The organism is Nocardia sp. NPDC003693 (assembly GCF_053981095.1).
Window position 1 is genome coordinate 13617 of the sequence record NZ_JBSFNO010000046.1, and the last position, 14180, is coordinate 27796.

The following is a 14180-nucleotide window of genomic DNA, read 5'->3' on the forward strand; positions in this document are numbered from 1 at the left end:
GGACGTGGGTGGAGTCGCAGAATCGGCCGAGGGGTCAGCAGTTGGGGTCGAGGGGGAAGCAGGCCGGGGGGATCGTCGTCTTCGGGATCGTGGGGTCGGTGGTGGTCGAACCGCCGGGGGTCGTGGTGCGCTGGGAGGTGGTGGGGCGGGTGGGGGTGTTCGTGTCGTCGTCTTTTGTCGAGGTGGTGCGGCCGGTGCACATCGCGGCGATGAGCAGGATCAGGAACACCAGGACGATCGCGCCGACTATCGGAATGTCCTTGCGGCGGCGGGGTTTGGTGGGGTGGGTCGTGGACTGGGGGGTGTTCCAGATGGGGAAGCCCGGGCCGCCGGTGGGGCGGGTGGGGGCCGCGGCGTAGGGGGCCTGTGGGTTGGCCACCGGGGCGGTCGGGGGTGCGTTCGGGGGAACGGGGGGTTGATTGCGTTGGGGCGCTTGGGGGCGCGGCTGCTGGGGGGCGCCGGGGCCCTGGGCACCGTACGCCAGGGCCTGGCCGGGGCCCTGGGGACCGGCGGGGGCCTGGGGACCAGCGGGCTGGGATCGGCCGAGGTTGACGCCCGGGCCCTGGGGCTGGCCGGAGCCGTGGGGGGCACCGGGGCCCGGGGGTGCGCCCGGACCCGGCTGGGTGGGAGGCGGGCCGGCGGGGCCCTGTGGGTCGGGGGTGCGTTCGGGGCGATCGGAGGGGGAGGAGCCGCCGGTCAGGTGGCGGTAGGCCGCTACCGCGGCGGCGGCCGCCGCGCCGCCGGCGATCACACCGCCCGCGGCTGCCTTGCCTTTGCCGGAGGAGCCGGACTTCTCCGGCTCCTGTTGCGGCGCTTCGTCCGCGGGCTTGCCGGGCGCGGATTCACCACTGCCGGAACGGGCCTCGGCGGCGGGCTGCGGCGGGGCGGGCGGGGGATCCTGCTGGACCGGGACCGAGGGCACCTTGACCGTCGGGGCGGCCGCCAGCGGCGGAGGGGAGGTGCGCGCGGACTCTGGCGGGGGGAAGCCTTCCGACACCAGGTCGGAATAGGTTGCGGCGGCGGCGAATCCGAGCGCGCCCAGGGCCTGGCCTACCTGGGCGGCGTCCCAGGACGGGTCGGCGCCCTCGGCGATCGTCGTGAAGTAGTTGCGCAGGGAGGAGGGGCCGTCGCCGATCAGGACGTCGATGCCCGGGGGCAGTTCGCCCTTCTCGAGTTTGATCCGGCTGCCCAGCTGCGGGCACAGCAGCACTAAGCCGCTCACCGGCACTTCCTCCCGGCCGGGCGCGGATCTCAGCTGGCGGGCGAGCTCGGCGGTCTGGCGCCGCACCCGCTCGAGCGGATTGGCGTCCCCGTCGATGGGCGCGGGTTTGCCGTCGATCGTCCAGGGCTCGTCCTGCGCGCAGGTGAGGGTGCCGGTGACCCGCTCGGTGAAACCGTGCACGCCGACCACGACACTGGTCTGCGGCGTCCACACCACCACGTCCGCGTCCTGGCACTGCACGATCGCGATGCCCGGCACCGCGTGCGGGCCGCTCCACGACTTGAGCCAGTTCACGACGGTGCGCTCGGTGGCCGACAACCGCGACGGGTCGTCGTTTCGGACCTTCACCAACATGCGAACCACCTCTGACCGATGCCTCTACCTGCCGCCCGCCCGAACGAACGCCGCGACAACCTTACGGCGTCCCGTGACCGGACGTGGCGAATCGTCTTGCGGTGCAGCAAGATCATTCTGCACGCTTTCGCCGAACGACGCGCCGGGGGAGGGCAACTCACCGATTGCTGGAATCGGTCTGGGTCCGGCCGGGGCGCGTTCGCGGGTCCGCGCCCGACACCCCGAGCAGAGGCCGTGGGCATTCCACCGCGTGACTCGAACCCCGTTGCGCTGATCCGGATGACACGGCGCTGCCGGGCGGATGACCCCGATCAGGACCCGCATCATCCGGGCGGATACCCGATCAGTGCGTGCGCGCGCCCACGTATCCGTCAGGGCGAACCAGGATCTGGGTGCCGTCGGCGGCGTCGTAGGCGCGGGCGGCGTGCCCGTCGGCGTCGATCAGCACGTTCTCGCTCCGTGCCCCGGGCCGCACGACCCGGACGAGGTGCGGTCGCACCCCGAAGGATTCGAGCGCCGGCGCACCGTCGCCGAATATCAGCAGCGTCGCGTGCGGTCCCCGGAACATGTCGAACAACCGGACATTCCGGCCGTCACCGGTCACCAGTGGCGCATCGGGCGCGCGGTCACCGGTGCGCAGATCCGCGGAACCGGTGTCCGGGAACAGCATCCGATAGCTCAGGTCCAGCTGATGCGTACCCTCCCGATCCATGGCGTCCGGATCACCCTGCACCGCCTTGTCCAGCAGGTCCGAGGAGAGCCCGAGTACCCGCGCCGCCACCGCCCGGCGCTCGGTCGCGTAGGAGTCGAGCAGCGCCTCGCTCTCCGCTCCGGGATCGCGCAGTGCGACTTCGAGTTTCCAGCCCAGGTTGTAGGCGTCCTGCACCCCGGTGTTCAGGCCCTGCCCGCCGGTGGGCGGATGCACGTGCGCGGCGTCCCCGGCCAGCAGCACCCGGCCCTCCCGGAACCGTTCGGCCAGGCGGGTATTGGGCCGCCACACCGTCGCCCAGCCGAGGTCGGCGAGCTCGATGTCCGAACGCCCCGAGCGCTCGAGCACATACCGTTGCAGCACGGCCAGATTCGCGTCGCCGTCCCCGGATACGGCTGTGGCGAACTGGAAGTGCCGTCCGCCCGGCAGCGGGGTCAGCGCGATGCCGTCCATCGGCGCGTCCGGCCGGGCGAACCAGTAGCCGAACCCGTGGTCGAGGGCGTCGGCGCGCACGTCGCCGAGCAGCATGCGCACCGACTCGTCGGTGACGCCCTCGAAGGCGATGCCGAGCCGTTTGCGCACGGTGCTGCGCCCGCCGTCCGCGCCGACGAGGTAGTCCGCGCGCACGGTCTCGGACTCGCCGCCGCGGACCAGGGTGGCGCTCACCCCGTCCGCGTCGGCGGTGAAATCGGTCAGTTCCGTGCCGAGTTCGACCCGCACCCCGAAGTCCGCCAGCCGCTCGCGCAGCAGTCGTTCGGTGTCGGACTGCCCGAGCACCCACGGATTCGGTTGCGGCACGGCCGGAGTCGGCTCCCGCCACGCGGTCATCCGCCGGTCCATGACGTGTTCACCGCCGATGTGCACCCGCAGGGTGGCCTGCGGCGAACCGGCGGCCAGGACCGCCGCCAGGACCCCGAGATCGTCGAACACCTCCAGCGTGCGCGGCTGGATCCCGTCCCCGCGCGAGCCGTCGAAGAACTCGGCGGCGCGGTCGATGACGCGCACCGGCACGCCGCGCCGGGCGAGGTCGATGGCGAGGGTGAGGCCGGTGGGACCGGCGCCGGCGATGAGGACCTGCACTGACATGACGACTCCAATTACTGAATCTAGATTCACTGAATGTAGATTCAGTATTGTGGGTGGTACTTTCCGCTGTCAAGGAGGTGGTGTGCGTGGCCGGGCGACGCCGGGAGAAGTCGACGGAAACCGAACAGGCGCTCAAGGCCGCCGCGCGCGGGCTGTTCGCCGAGCGCGGCTATCTGAACACCAAGATCACCGACATCACCGCGGCGGCGGGGCGCTCGGCGGGCTCGTTCTACAACCACTTCGCGAGCAAGGAGGAACTGCTCCAGGCGCTGCTGAAAGACCTTGCCGACGAGGGTGATTCAGCGGCCGAGCGGCCCGAGCACAATCCGGACTTCACCGATCCGGACGCGGTGCGCTACCACCTGGCCGAGTACTGGGGCTTCGCCCGCAAGAATTGGGCGGTCATGCGCGCGGTGAACCAGGCGGGCCTGGTCAATGCCGAGTTCGCCCGGATGGCGGCCGATTTCGGGACACAGCAGCGCACGGAGATGGCCGACCACGTCGACGGGTTCGGGCCCGCGGGTCTGGAACTGCCCGGCAGCGTCGACACCAGTCTCGCCATGATGTTCCTGCTCGCCACCGGCCTGCTCCAGGCCGTGGAGGAAGGCGCGATCGAACTCACCGACCAGGAAGCGATCGACGCCCTGACCCGCTTCACCTACCGCGGCCTCACCGGCCGGGACTACTGACCGCGCCGTGGGCATGATCCGCGCTGTCGCGTACAGATGTGGGCACGGGCACGCGGGGCGCCGGCAATCTCGCGACCGGGGATCAGGGCGGCCCTACGAAACAGCCGAGTTCGGCGGTCGTTCAGTTCCCGGCGGTCGATCAGCCGAATACGCCCGATTAGGGCAGCAGGACAATCGATCCCGTGGTCTTGCGCCCCTCCAGATCGCGGTGCGCCTGCTCGGCCTGCGCGAGGGGATACGTCGCCCCGACCCGGATCGACAGCGTCCCGTCGGCGATGGCGTTCATGATGTCGCCCGCGCGCCACAGCAATTCGGCGCGATCGCGGGTGTAGTGCACCAGGGTCGGCCGGGTGACGAAGATCGACCCGGCCGGGTTGAGGCGCTGCAGATCGAAGGGCGGCACCGGCCCGCTGGCCGCACCGAACAGCGCGAGGGTGCCGCGCACGCGCAGCGACGCCAGACTCGCCTCGAAGGTGGAGGCCCCGACGCCGTCGTAGGCCGCCGCCACACCCGCGCCGCCGGTGAGTTCCCTTACCCGCGCGGCGATCTCGTCGTCGTAGCGCAGCACCTCGGCCGCGCCCGCCTCGCGCGAGAGCTTGTCCTTGTCGTCGGTGGACACGGTGGTGACGACCCGCACCCCGCGCGCGGCCAGCAGCTGGGTCAGTATCAGTCCGACCCCGCCCGCGCCCGCGTGCACCAGTACCGTCTCGCCCGGCTCGGGCCTGTAGACCGACTCGATGAGGTAGTGCGCCGTCATGCCCTGCAGCAGCGCCGACGCCGCGACCGCGGGCTCCACACCCGCGGGCACCGGAATCGCCACCGCGGCGTCCACCACGACCTGCTCGGCGTAGCTGCCGGGCGCGGCGGCCCACGCCACCCGGTCCCCGGCCCGGAAGTCGGTGACCCCGGCGCCGACCGCGAGCACCACGCCGCTGCCCTCGGAGCCGGGCACGTACGGCACCGCCTGCGGGTAGCGCCCGGTGCGGATGTAGGTGTCGATGAAGTTCACGCCGATCGCCTCGGTCTCGACCAGCAACTGCCCCGGCCCGGCCTGCGGATCGGGCACCTGTGCGGTGCGCAGGACCTCGGGACCACCGTGCTCGGAAACCTGGATGGCGCGCATGAGTCGTTTCTACACCCGGCGTGCGACCGGGCGGACGACGGCCGCCGTTCGTGGACTTCGATCTACCCATGGGTAAACTGCGGGCATGAGCACTACCGCTGCCCCGGCACCCGTCAAGCTGTCGCCGTCCGTCGTCGACTCGGTGAAGGGATTCGTCTCCGACCACGGCGGTTCCGCCACCGCGGTGCTGCAGCCCGTCGGCCGTATCGGTGTGCGCGTCACCCTGGTCGGTCAGGACGGCGTGCTCGGCGACCGCATGGTGGGCGATCTGGCCACCGCGAAGGAACTCGTCGAGGTCGTGGACGGGCTCACCGAGGCCGATGAATGGAATCGTGAACTCGTGAACCTGGTCACCCCGGCGAAGGGGCACTGGGCGAAGATGGCCGGCTGGGTCGCCAAGCAGAAGCGATTCCCCAAGGCGCGCAACGAGAAGTAGGTCCCTGCTCACAAGTCACCGCTCCCGCCGGGCGCGGGAGCGTGCACAAGTGAAGGATGCCGTGTCGGGCCGAGTGACGAAACAGGCGCAGTTGCGTTCCGCGCTGACTACGCTGTGCTCCCAGTTGCGCCCCGGCGAGATGCTGCCCAGTGAACGCCAGCTCTGCGACGACTACCGCGTCAGCCGCATGACCGTGCGCGAGGTGCTCGGCCAGCTCGACTCCGAGGGCGTGATCACCCGGGTTCCGGGCAAGGGGACCTTCGTCGCCGAACGCGTGGCCCGCTCGCGCCTGCACATGGCCTCGTTCAGCGACGACATGCGCCGCCTGGGCCGCACCCCCAGCACCGTGGTGCTGCACACCGATCTCGCGCCGCCGCCGCCCGCGACGGTCGCCGCGCTCGGACTCTCCATCGAGGACAAGGCTTTTCACCTGGTGCGCCTGCGCCTGGCCGACGGCCTGCCGATCTCCATCGACGACGGCTGGTATCGCGCCGACCTGCTGCCCGGCCTGCTCGAGCACGACCTCACGCAGTCGCTGTACTCGCTGCTGGCCAAGGAATACGACTGCCCGATCGACCGCGCCGACCAGACGGTGCGCGCGGTGGCCGCCGACGAGCGCGGCGCGGGCTGGCTGGGCACCGACGTGGGCTCGCCGCTGCTGGCGTTCGATCGCCAATCCTATTCGCGCGACCGCTGTGTCGAGCATGCCCAGTCCTGGTACCGCGCCGACCGCTACCAGGTCTACATGACCGTCTCCGCCGGCGACGGCAACCAGAACGACTGAGCCCCGGTCGATTTCGCGACCGGGGCTCGAGGCGTCACCACCTCAGATCGAGAACAGCGTCGCACCCGTGTCCACGGTTCCGGTCGCCGCGTCGCGGGCCGAGCCCGGCGCGGTGTCCATCACCACGACCGGCACGGCGGCGCTCAGGCCCATACGGCGAACCGCGTTGGGGGAGAACGTCACCAGGGGCTGTCCCACCTCCACGCGATCGCCCTCGGCGGCCTGCAGCCGGAACAGGTCGGTCTTGCCGACGGTGTCGATGCCCACGTGCAGAAGCACGCCGGCGCCCGCGTCGGTCAGGATCACCGCCGCGTGCGGGTGCAGCTTCACGATCGTGCCCGCGACGGGAGCCACCACCGTGATGTCGTCGTCGGTGTCGGGCGGTTCGATGGCCACGCCGGCGCCGACCATCTCGGCCGAGAACACCGGGTCGGGCACCTCGGACAGCGGGATCGCGGTGCCGGGCAGCGGCGCGAGAATCTGTGTGCTCATCGGGCTCAGAGGAGGTCGTTGATGTCTTCGGCCAGGGCGTCGGCGGTCGGGCCGACCACGACCTGGACCGCGGCGCCGGCCTTGACCACGCCGTGCGCGCCCGCCGCCTTGAGGTCCTTCTCGTTCACGAGGGAGGCGTCCTTCACCTCGACGCGCAGCCGGGTGATGCACCCCTCGACTTCGACGATGTTGGCGGTGCCGCCGAGTCCGGCGACGATCTGATCGACTTTCGACATCTTTCCTCCGTGCGTGTCGAGTGGACAAAGGTGGTTATAACCAGTTTACTGTGGTTATAACCAGTCACCATACCGTCGGGTGACCCTATTCACAGACTGAGGACCACCGCTATGGCCGATGCCGCCCAGAGCGCGCGCAAGACAATCGACCTGTCCGGACTGCAGAAACTCGGCCGCAGCTTGATGCTGCCGATCGCCACGCTACCCGCCGCGGGCCTGCTCGTACGGCTGGGACAGGACGACATGCTCGGCCGCTGGTCGGCGACGAAGACCGTCGCCGATGTCATCGCCGGAGCCGGTGGCGCACTGCTCGACAACCTCCCCCTGCTGTTCGCGGTCGGCATCGCCATCGGCTGGGCCAAGAAGGCCGACGGCTCGACGGCCCTGGCCGCCGTCGTCGGCTACCTGGCCTTCAACGGCGTCCTGAAAGCCATGTCCCCGGTGGTCATGGAGGGCAAGACCGACGCCAAAGGCGCTCAGGCCCTGGTGAACTTCGGTGTCCTCGGCGGCATCGTCATGGGCCTGACAGCGGCCATACTGTGGCAGCGCTACCACCGCACCCAGCTACCGGACTACCTCGGCTTCTTCTCCGGCCGCCGCCTGGTCCCGATCCTGACAGCGTGCGCCGCCGTGGTCATCGGCGTGGCGATGTCGTTCGTCTACCCGGCCTTCAACGCCGGGCTGACCTGGCTCGGTGAGACCGTCGCGAACAACGCGGTCGCGGGCGGCGGCATCTTCGGCTTCGCCAACCGCCTGCTGCTGCCGCTGGGTCTGCACCACATCCTGAACTCGGTGGTGTGGTTCGTGATCGGCGATTACAACGGCGCCCACGGCGACATTCCGCGCTTCCTGGCCGGCGACCCGTCCGCGGGCACCTTCATGACCGGCTTCTTCCCGATCATGATGTTCGGCCTGCCCGCCGCGGCCCTGGCCATCTGGCGCAACGCCAAGCCCGAGAACCGCAAGGTGGTCGGCGGCATCATGCTCTCCACCGGTCTGACCGCCTTCGTCACCGGCATCACCGAACCGCTGGAATTCGCGTTCATCTTCGTGGCCTGGCCGCTGCTGCTCATCCACGCGCTCTTCACCGGTTCGGCGCTGGCGCTGACCAACGCGCTGGGCATCCACGACGGCTTCACCTTCTCCGCGGGCGCCATCGACTATCTGCTGAACTTCGGCAAGGCAACGCATCCGCTGCTGCTCATCCCCATAGGCTTGGGTTACGCCGTCCTCTACTACGTCACCTTCAGCTTCATCATCAAGCGCTGGAATCTGCCGACACCGGGTCGTGAACCCGACGAAGAAGAGATCGAGAAGGAGAACGTCGCGTAATGATCACCCGTACCGCCACCGTCGCGTCCAAGACCGGGCTGCATGCCCGCCCGGCCGCCCTGTTCGCCAAGGCGGCCGCCGAATCGGCCGTGCCCGTGACGATTTCGATCGACGGCAAGCCCGCCGTCGCCGCGGGCAGTCTGCTGCAGGTCATGACGCTGGGCGTCAAGCAGGGCGACACCGTCACCCTGTCCACCGACGAGGGCAACGACGCCGCGCTCGACCGGCTCGTCACCCTGCTGGAGACCGATCTTGACGCGTGAGATCCACGGTGTCGCCGCCGCTCCCGGAGTGGCGCTCGGACCGGTGAAGTGGCTGGCGTCCGCGCCGGTCACCAGCGCCTCCGATACCCCCGGGAGCGACGTCGAGGCCGAGATCGCCCGCGCCGAGGCCGCTTTCGAGGCCGTCGCGGCGCGATACTCCGCCCAGGCGCTCGAAGCGCGGGGCCCGGCCGCGGACATCCTGTTCATGACCTCGGCGCTGGCCGCGGACCCCGCGCTGCTCGACCAGGTGCGCGCGGGCATCCGGGCGGGCGGCCCGACCGCCCACTCGGTCACCGAGGCCGTGGCGCACTTCGCCGGGCAACTGTCCGCCCTCGGCGGCATGATGGCCGAACGCGCCTCGGATCTGCGCGATGTCGGGCAGCGCGTGGTCGCCGAACTGCTCGGCGTCGACCCACCCGGAATCCCGGACAGCGCTACGCCTTTCGTGCTCGCCGCACAGGACCTCGCACCCGCCGACACCGCCACCCTCGATCCCGAGATCGTCGTCGGCCTGCTCACCGTGGCGGGCGGTCCCACCTCGCACACCGCCATCCTGGCCAAGGCCCTGGGGATTCCGGCCGTGGTCGCCGCCCCCGGCGCGGTCGAGATCGCGGAGAACACCGAGGTGGTGCTGGACGGCACGACCGGAATCGTGCGGCTCGAACCCGACGCGGCGCGTCGCGAACAAGCGCTCGCCGCGCGTGCGCGGCAGGCGGACGCGCCCACCGGACCCGGCCGCACGGCCGACGGGCACGCGGTTCCGCTGCTGGCCAACGTGGGCAGCGCGGCCGACGCCCGGCTCGCGGTGGAACTCGGCGCGGAGGGCGTCGGGCTCTTCCGCACCGAATTCCTGTTCCTCGGCGCGCAGACCGCGCCCACCGTGCAAGAGCAGACCGCCAAATACGCCGAGGTGTTCGCCGAACTGGGGGAGCGGCCCGTCACCGTGCGCACCCTGGACGCGGGCTCGGACAAGCCGCTGCCGTTCCTCGGCCTGCCGGACGAGGAGAACCCGGCGCTCGGAATACGTGGATTGCGGTTGAGCAGTGTCGATGAGGGGACACTGCTCGATCAGCTCACCGCGATCGAGGCCGCCCGCCGGGACACCGGCGCGGCGGTCAAGGTCATGGCGCCCATGGTCGCCACCGTCGAGGAGGCGAACTACTTCGTCACCCGCGCGCGGGCCGCCGGGCTCGACGCGGCGGGCGTCATGATCGAGATCCCCGCCGCCGCACTGCGTTCGGAGCACGTGGGCGCGGAGGTGGACTTCTTCTCGATCGGCACCAACGACCTGTCGCAGTACCTGTTCGGCGCGGACCGCATGTCCTCCGCGCTGGCTCCGCTGCACGACCCGTGGCAGCCCGCGCTGGCCGCGACGATCGCCGCGGTGGTGGCGGGAGCGAACCGGAACGACGTCAAGGTCGGGGTGTGCGGCGAATCGGCGTCCAATCCCGAATTCGCCTGCGTGCTGGTCGGTTTGGGAGTCGAGACGCTGTCGATGGCGCCGCGCTCGCTGGCCGGCGTGCGGGCCGCGCTCGCGGCGGTCACCCTCGAACAGTGCCGGGCCGCGGCGGCCGCCGTGGTGGCCGCGCGCACCGCCGCGGACGCGGTGCACGCGGCCCGGACAGCCCTGGGGCGAGGTCGGTGAGGACGACCCTGCGCGGCCGGATCCTCACCCTCACCGACGCGGGAGACATCCCCGACGGCGTGGTGTCCTTCGACGGACCGGTCCTGGAGTACGTGGGACCGGCCCGGGACTTCCCGGGTGAACAGCCCCCGGACACCGGTCCGCCGCCGGTGATCATGCCCGGGCTCATCGACGTGCACTGCCACGGCGGCGGTGGATTCGGCTTTCCGGACGCCGATGCCGCGGGCGTCGCGGCGGCGGCCGGCTTTCATCGCGGCCGGGGCACCACCACGCTGGTGGCCTCGCTGGTCTCGGCGACCGAGGACGAACTGCGCGCCCGTATCGACGTGCTGGGCCCCGCCGTCGATTCCGGACTGCTCGCCGGCATCCACCTCGAGGGCCCGTTCATCAGCGAACACCGCCGGGGCGCACACGATCCCGCACGCATCCACGACGGCGACCCGGACATGCTGCGCCGGCTCGTCGACCACGCGGGCGGCCGGATCGTCTCGGTCACCATCGCCCCGGAGGTGAACGGGTTCGACGCGCTCGCCGATGTGCTCGCCGAGGCGAATGTCGTGCTGTCCCTGGGGCATACCGTCGCCGACTACGACCGCTCGGTACACGCCATGTACCGGGGCCGGCGGGTGTCCATCACCCACCTGTTCAACGCGATGCCCGCCCTCGCGCATCGCGACGCGAACTTCCTGACCGCCGCCATGGCCGCGGCCGGGCGCGGTGACGTGGTGGCCGAGGTCATCGCCGACGGCGTGCACCTGGCCGACGGCACCGTGCGGATGGTCTTCGACACGCTCGGACCGCACAATCTCGCGCTCATCACCGACGCCATGGCCGCCGCCGGCGAACCCGACGGCCGGTACCAGCTGGGCAGTCTGGATGTCGTTGTGCGGGACGGCGTGTCGCGCCTGTACGACCCGCACGGTGCGGGCGCTATCGCCGGCGGCACCGCCTCGGCGTCGGATGTGCTGCGCCGCACCGTTTTCCACGCGGGCGTGGAGCTCTGGGATGCCGCCCTCGCGGCGGCCGCCACCCCCGCCCGCCTGCTCGGCCTCGCGCACCGGGTCGGTGCGCTGCGCCCGGGCCTGCGAGCGGATCTGCTCGTCACCGACCACCACCTGAACCCATTGACCGTGTACAAGGACGGAATTCCATGGAACTCGTGATCGCCGAAAACCTGGTCGACGCCGGAGTGTTGGCGGGCCAGATCATGGCCGACCACGTTCGCGCCGGCGCCCGCTCGATCGGCCTGGCCACCGGCTCCTCCCCGCTGGGCGCCTACCGCGAGATGATTCGCCAGTACAACGACGACGAACTCAGCTTCGCCGGGGTGCAGGCGTTCCTGCTCGACGAGTACATCGGGCTGCCCGCCGGGCACCCGCAGTCCTACCGCCAGTTCATCCGCGACGAGTTCACCTCCTACGTGGACTTCGACGACGCGCTGGTGCACACCCCGGACGGGTCCGCGGCCGACATCCCGGCCGCCGCCGCCGATTACGAGCGCAAGATCGCCGAGAACGGTCCGGTCGCCGTGCAGATCCTGGGCATCGGGGCCAACGGCCACCTCGGCTTCAACGAGCCCGGCTCCTCGCTGCGCTCGCGCACCCGCGTGAAGACGCTGACCCCGCAGACCCGCGAGGACAACGCACGGTTCTTCGACAACGACCTGTCCAAGGTGCCGACCCACGTGCTCACCCAGGGCCTCGGAACCATCGGCGACGCCGAGCATCTGGTGATGATCGCGATCGGCATGGGCAAGGCCGAGGCGGTCGCGGCGGCGGTCGAAGGACCCGTCTCGGCGTACTGCCCGGCCTCGATCCTGCAGATGCACCCGCACGTGACGGTCATCGTCGATCCGAGCGCCGCCTCGTACCTCAAATCCGTGGACTACTACCGCTTCGCCTTCGAGAACAAGCCGGCCTGGCAGAACTTCTGAGCCTGTCCTCCCGGCGCGCGTGCCCGGGCCGCGGATAATTCAACGATGATCGAGCGCAAGGCGAGTCGAACGGCGGTCCTGGTGTGCCAGGGCCGCGCGGTGGCCGACGGCCGGTTGGCGGTGGGGCGCTTCGCGGATCCGCTCGCGGTCCAGCTGCTGCACGCCGACGAGCGCGATCCCGTGGCGCTCGCCCGGGCGGGGGAGCGCCCCGAGGGCTTCGGGCCGCGCATGGAGTTCGAACTGCTCTCCGGCACAGCCGAACTCATGGCCGCCCGCACCGTCGCCATCGACGACGGTGTGCGCGACAGCGCGCATCCGCAACTGGTGCTGCTCGGCGCGGGCCTGGACGCCCGCGCCTGGCGGATGCCCGAACTCGCCGGCACGGCCGTTTTCGAGGTGGATCAGCCCGCCTCGCAGCAGGACAAACGGGCCCGGTTGGGGGAGCGCACACCCCTGGCGACATCGCTGACGTTCGTTCCGGTCGACTTCGCCGAGGACTCCCTCGCCGCCCGCCTGGCCGAATCCGGCCACGACGCGGGGGTGCCCACCACGTGGATCTGGGAAGGCGTCGTGCCGTACCTGACCCCGGACCAGGTCACGGCTACCGTCGCCCTGGTCGCGGCGGTGAGCGCCCCGGGCAGCCGCTTCATCATCAGCTATCCCGTGCCCTCGCCCATGAACGCCCTCGGCCGCAAGGCGCTGGGTCTTCTACTGCGCGGGGCGCGCCGCCCGAACCCCCTCGCCGACGAGCCCTTCCGCTCGTCCTGGACCCCGCCGGTACTCCAATCCCTGCTCGCCGCACACGGTTTCGAGGTGACCACCGACATCGATCTGCTGACGATCGCGCAAGACCTCGACATCACCCCGCGCCGCCCCCGTTTTCTGCGCACCGGCCACATCGCCATCGCGGACCGAACCTGATCGCGCCGGGGCTAGCATCGGGTGATGACCTCAATCGTCCCCCACCTCTGGTTCGACGATCAGGCACGTGAAGCCGCGGAGTTCTATACGAGCGTTTTCCCGGACTCCGCCGTCACGAACGTGACGACCATTCGCAATGTGCCGAGTCCGACGGGCGAGAGTGACATCGTCTATTTCACGCTGGCCGGCCAGCAGTTCATGGCGATCAGCGCGGGCCCGGTGTTCACGCCGAATCCGTCGATCTCCTTCATCGTCAACTTCGATCCGTCCCGGGACCCGCGGGCCCGCGAAAACCTCGACGCGGCCTGGGCCGCGCTGTCCGACGGTGGCGCCGCACTGATGCCGCTGGACACCTACCCGTTCAGCGAACGCTACGGCTGGGTCGCCGACAAATACGGCTTCACCTGGCAGCTCATGCTCACCGATCCGGCCGGTGAGCCGCGCCCGTTCATCGTTCCGTCGCTGCTGTTCGTCGGTGATGTCGCGGGTAAGGCCCGCGAGGCCACCGACTTCTACCTGTCGGTCTTCCCCGACTCGCAGCGCGGCACCCTGGCCCCCTATCCGCCCGACGCCCCCGAACCCGAGGGGTCGGTCATGTTCACCGATTTCCGGCTGTCCGACACCTGGCTCACCGCGATGGACAGCTCGAGCCCGGACCACGGCTTCACCTTCAACGAGGCCGTGTCCCTGTTGGTCCCCTGCGACACCCAGGACGAGATCGATCGCTACTGGAAACTGCTGTCCGCCGACCCGGCCGCGGAACAGTGCGGGTGGTGTAAGGACAGCTACGGGGTGTCCTGGCAGATTTCCCCCGCCGTCGCCGACGAGATGCTGCAGAACGGCACCCCCGAACAGGTCGACCGGGTCACCGCGGCCTTCATGCCGATGAAGAAGATGGACATCGAGACCCTGCGCCGCGCCTACGACGGCGCCTGACAAAGTCCCCGGGTCGGTC

General features: G+C 70.6%; 15 protein-coding genes. 10 read left to right on the plus strand and 5 right to left on the minus strand.

What is annotated here, in order from left to right; all coding sequences use genetic code 11:
- Window positions 1-34: 34 nt before the first annotated feature.
- Both ACWDOP_RS33595 and ACWDOP_RS33600 read right to left on the minus strand, forming a co-directional pair.
- On the minus strand, window positions 35-1576 hold the full coding sequence (locus tag ACWDOP_RS33595) for an NERD domain-containing protein (protein WP_456348275.1): 1542 nt from the start codon (window positions 1574-1576) through the stop codon (window positions 35-37).
- 343 nt (window positions 1577-1919) lie between these two features.
- Window positions 1920-3371, minus strand: a complete 1452-nt coding sequence (locus ACWDOP_RS33600) for an FAD-dependent monooxygenase (RefSeq protein WP_456348276.1) — start codon at window positions 3369-3371, stop codon at window positions 1920-1922.
- Between the two features lie 53 nt (window positions 3372-3424).
- Between ACWDOP_RS33600 and ACWDOP_RS33605 the strand changes: the two genes are divergently transcribed.
- On the plus strand, window positions 3425-4060 hold the full coding sequence (locus ACWDOP_RS33605) for a TetR/AcrR family transcriptional regulator (RefSeq protein ID WP_456348277.1): 636 nt from the start codon (window positions 3425-3427) through the stop codon (window positions 4058-4060).
- Window positions 4061-4217: 157 nt separating this feature from the next.
- Here the strand turns inward: ACWDOP_RS33605 and ACWDOP_RS33610 are convergent, their stop codons facing one another.
- Window positions 4218-5183 (minus strand): quinone oxidoreductase family protein, encoded by a 966-nt coding sequence (locus ACWDOP_RS33610; RefSeq protein WP_456348278.1) that lies wholly within the window; start codon window positions 5181-5183, stop codon window positions 4218-4220.
- An 85-nt stretch (window positions 5184-5268) separates the two neighbouring features.
- Between ACWDOP_RS33610 and ACWDOP_RS33615 the strand changes: the two genes are divergently transcribed.
- A complete protein-coding gene (locus tag ACWDOP_RS33615) occupies window positions 5269-5619 on the plus strand; it encodes a hypothetical protein (protein ID WP_456348279.1) in 351 nt (116 codons plus the stop codon).
- A 49-nt stretch (window positions 5620-5668) separates the two neighbouring features.
- Complete coding sequence (locus tag ACWDOP_RS33620; protein WP_456348280.1) at window positions 5669-6403, plus strand: GntR family transcriptional regulator; 735 nt, start codon at window positions 5669-5671, stop codon at window positions 6401-6403.
- Window positions 6404-6445: 42 nt separating this feature from the next.
- Here ACWDOP_RS33620 and ACWDOP_RS33625 read toward each other — a convergent pair whose 3' ends face one another.
- Both ACWDOP_RS33625 and ACWDOP_RS33630 read right to left on the minus strand, forming a co-directional pair.
- Entirely contained in the window at window positions 6446-6895 is a 450-nt protein-coding gene (locus ACWDOP_RS33625) for a PTS sugar transporter subunit IIA (RefSeq protein ID WP_456348281.1), read from the minus strand.
- A 5-nt stretch (window positions 6896-6900) separates the two neighbouring features.
- Entirely contained in the window at window positions 6901-7131 is a 231-nt protein-coding gene (locus ACWDOP_RS33630; protein ID WP_454203039.1) for a glucose PTS transporter subunit EIIB, read from the minus strand.
- A 111-nt stretch (window positions 7132-7242) separates the two neighbouring features.
- Between ACWDOP_RS33630 and ACWDOP_RS33635 the strand changes: the two genes are divergently transcribed.
- Genes ACWDOP_RS33635 through ACWDOP_RS33665 form a run of 7 tightly spaced genes read left to right on the plus strand, consistent with a single transcriptional unit; the run spans window position 7243 to window position 14161 of the window.
- Complete coding sequence (locus ACWDOP_RS33635) at window positions 7243-8463, plus strand: PTS transporter subunit EIIC (protein ID WP_456348282.1); 1221 nt, start codon at window positions 7243-7245, stop codon at window positions 8461-8463.
- Window positions 8463-8726, plus strand: a complete 264-nt coding sequence (locus ACWDOP_RS33640) for an HPr family phosphocarrier protein (RefSeq protein ID WP_454203041.1) — start codon at window positions 8463-8465, stop codon at window positions 8724-8726. The genes ACWDOP_RS33635 and ACWDOP_RS33640 overlap by 1 nt, the downstream gene beginning before the upstream one ends.
- Window positions 8716-10371 (plus strand): phosphoenolpyruvate--protein phosphotransferase, encoded by a 1656-nt coding sequence (gene ptsP / locus ACWDOP_RS33645; RefSeq protein WP_456348283.1) that lies wholly within the window; start codon window positions 8716-8718, stop codon window positions 10369-10371. Before ACWDOP_RS33640 ends, ptsP begins: the two co-directional genes overlap by 11 nt.
- Window positions 10368-11534, plus strand: a complete 1167-nt coding sequence (locus tag ACWDOP_RS33650; protein ID WP_456348284.1) for an N-acetylglucosamine-6-phosphate deacetylase — start codon at window positions 10368-10370, stop codon at window positions 11532-11534. Before ptsP ends, ACWDOP_RS33650 begins: the two co-directional genes overlap by 4 nt.
- The gene (gene nagB, locus ACWDOP_RS33655) at window positions 11522-12304 is read left to right on the plus strand and encodes a glucosamine-6-phosphate deaminase (RefSeq protein WP_456348285.1); all 783 of its coding nucleotides are present in this window, start codon (window positions 11522-11524) and stop codon (window positions 12302-12304) included. Before ACWDOP_RS33650 ends, nagB begins: the two co-directional genes overlap by 13 nt.
- A gap of 45 nt (window positions 12305-12349) precedes the next feature.
- Window positions 12350-13225: a class I SAM-dependent methyltransferase gene (locus tag ACWDOP_RS33660; protein ID WP_456348286.1), complete on the plus strand. Its 876-nt coding sequence runs from the start codon at window positions 12350-12352 to the stop codon at window positions 13223-13225.
- A gap of 24 nt (window positions 13226-13249) precedes the next feature.
- Entirely contained in the window at window positions 13250-14161 is a 912-nt protein-coding gene (locus ACWDOP_RS33665) for a VOC family protein (RefSeq protein ID WP_456348287.1), read from the plus strand.
- Window positions 14162-14180 lie beyond the last annotated feature (19 nt).

Coding starts and splice junctions, on each gene's coding strand:
- ACWDOP_RS33595 (WP_456348275.1), bottom strand. CDS start 1,576: ATGTTGGTGAAGGTCCGAAACGACGACCCGTCGCGGTTGTCGGCCACC.
- ACWDOP_RS33600 (WP_456348276.1), bottom strand. CDS start 3,371: ATGTCAGTGCAGGTCCTCATCGCCGGCGCCGGTCCCACCGGCCTCACC.
- ACWDOP_RS33610 (WP_456348278.1), bottom strand. CDS start 5,183: ATGCGCGCCATCCAGGTTTCCGAGCACGGTGGTCCCGAGGTCCTGCGC.
- ACWDOP_RS33615 (WP_456348279.1), top strand. CDS start 5,269: ATGAGCACTACCGCTGCCCCGGCACCCGTCAAGCTGTCGCCGTCCGTC.
- ACWDOP_RS33625 (WP_456348281.1), bottom strand. CDS start 6,895: ATGAGCACACAGATTCTCGCGCCGCTGCCCGGCACCGCGATCCCGCTG.
- ACWDOP_RS33630 (WP_454203039.1), bottom strand. CDS start 7,131: ATGTCGAAAGTCGATCAGATCGTCGCCGGACTCGGCGGCACCGCCAAC.
- ACWDOP_RS33635 (WP_456348282.1), top strand. CDS start 7,243: ATGGCCGATGCCGCCCAGAGCGCGCGCAAGACAATCGACCTGTCCGGA.
- ACWDOP_RS33640 (WP_454203041.1), top strand. CDS start 8,463: ATGATCACCCGTACCGCCACCGTCGCGTCCAAGACCGGGCTGCATGCC.
- nagB (WP_456348285.1), top strand. CDS start 11,522: ATGGAACTCGTGATCGCCGAAAACCTGGTCGACGCCGGAGTGTTGGCG.
- ACWDOP_RS33660 (WP_456348286.1), top strand. CDS start 12,350: ATGATCGAGCGCAAGGCGAGTCGAACGGCGGTCCTGGTGTGCCAGGGC.
- ACWDOP_RS33665 (WP_456348287.1), top strand. CDS start 13,250: ATGACCTCAATCGTCCCCCACCTCTGGTTCGACGATCAGGCACGTGAA.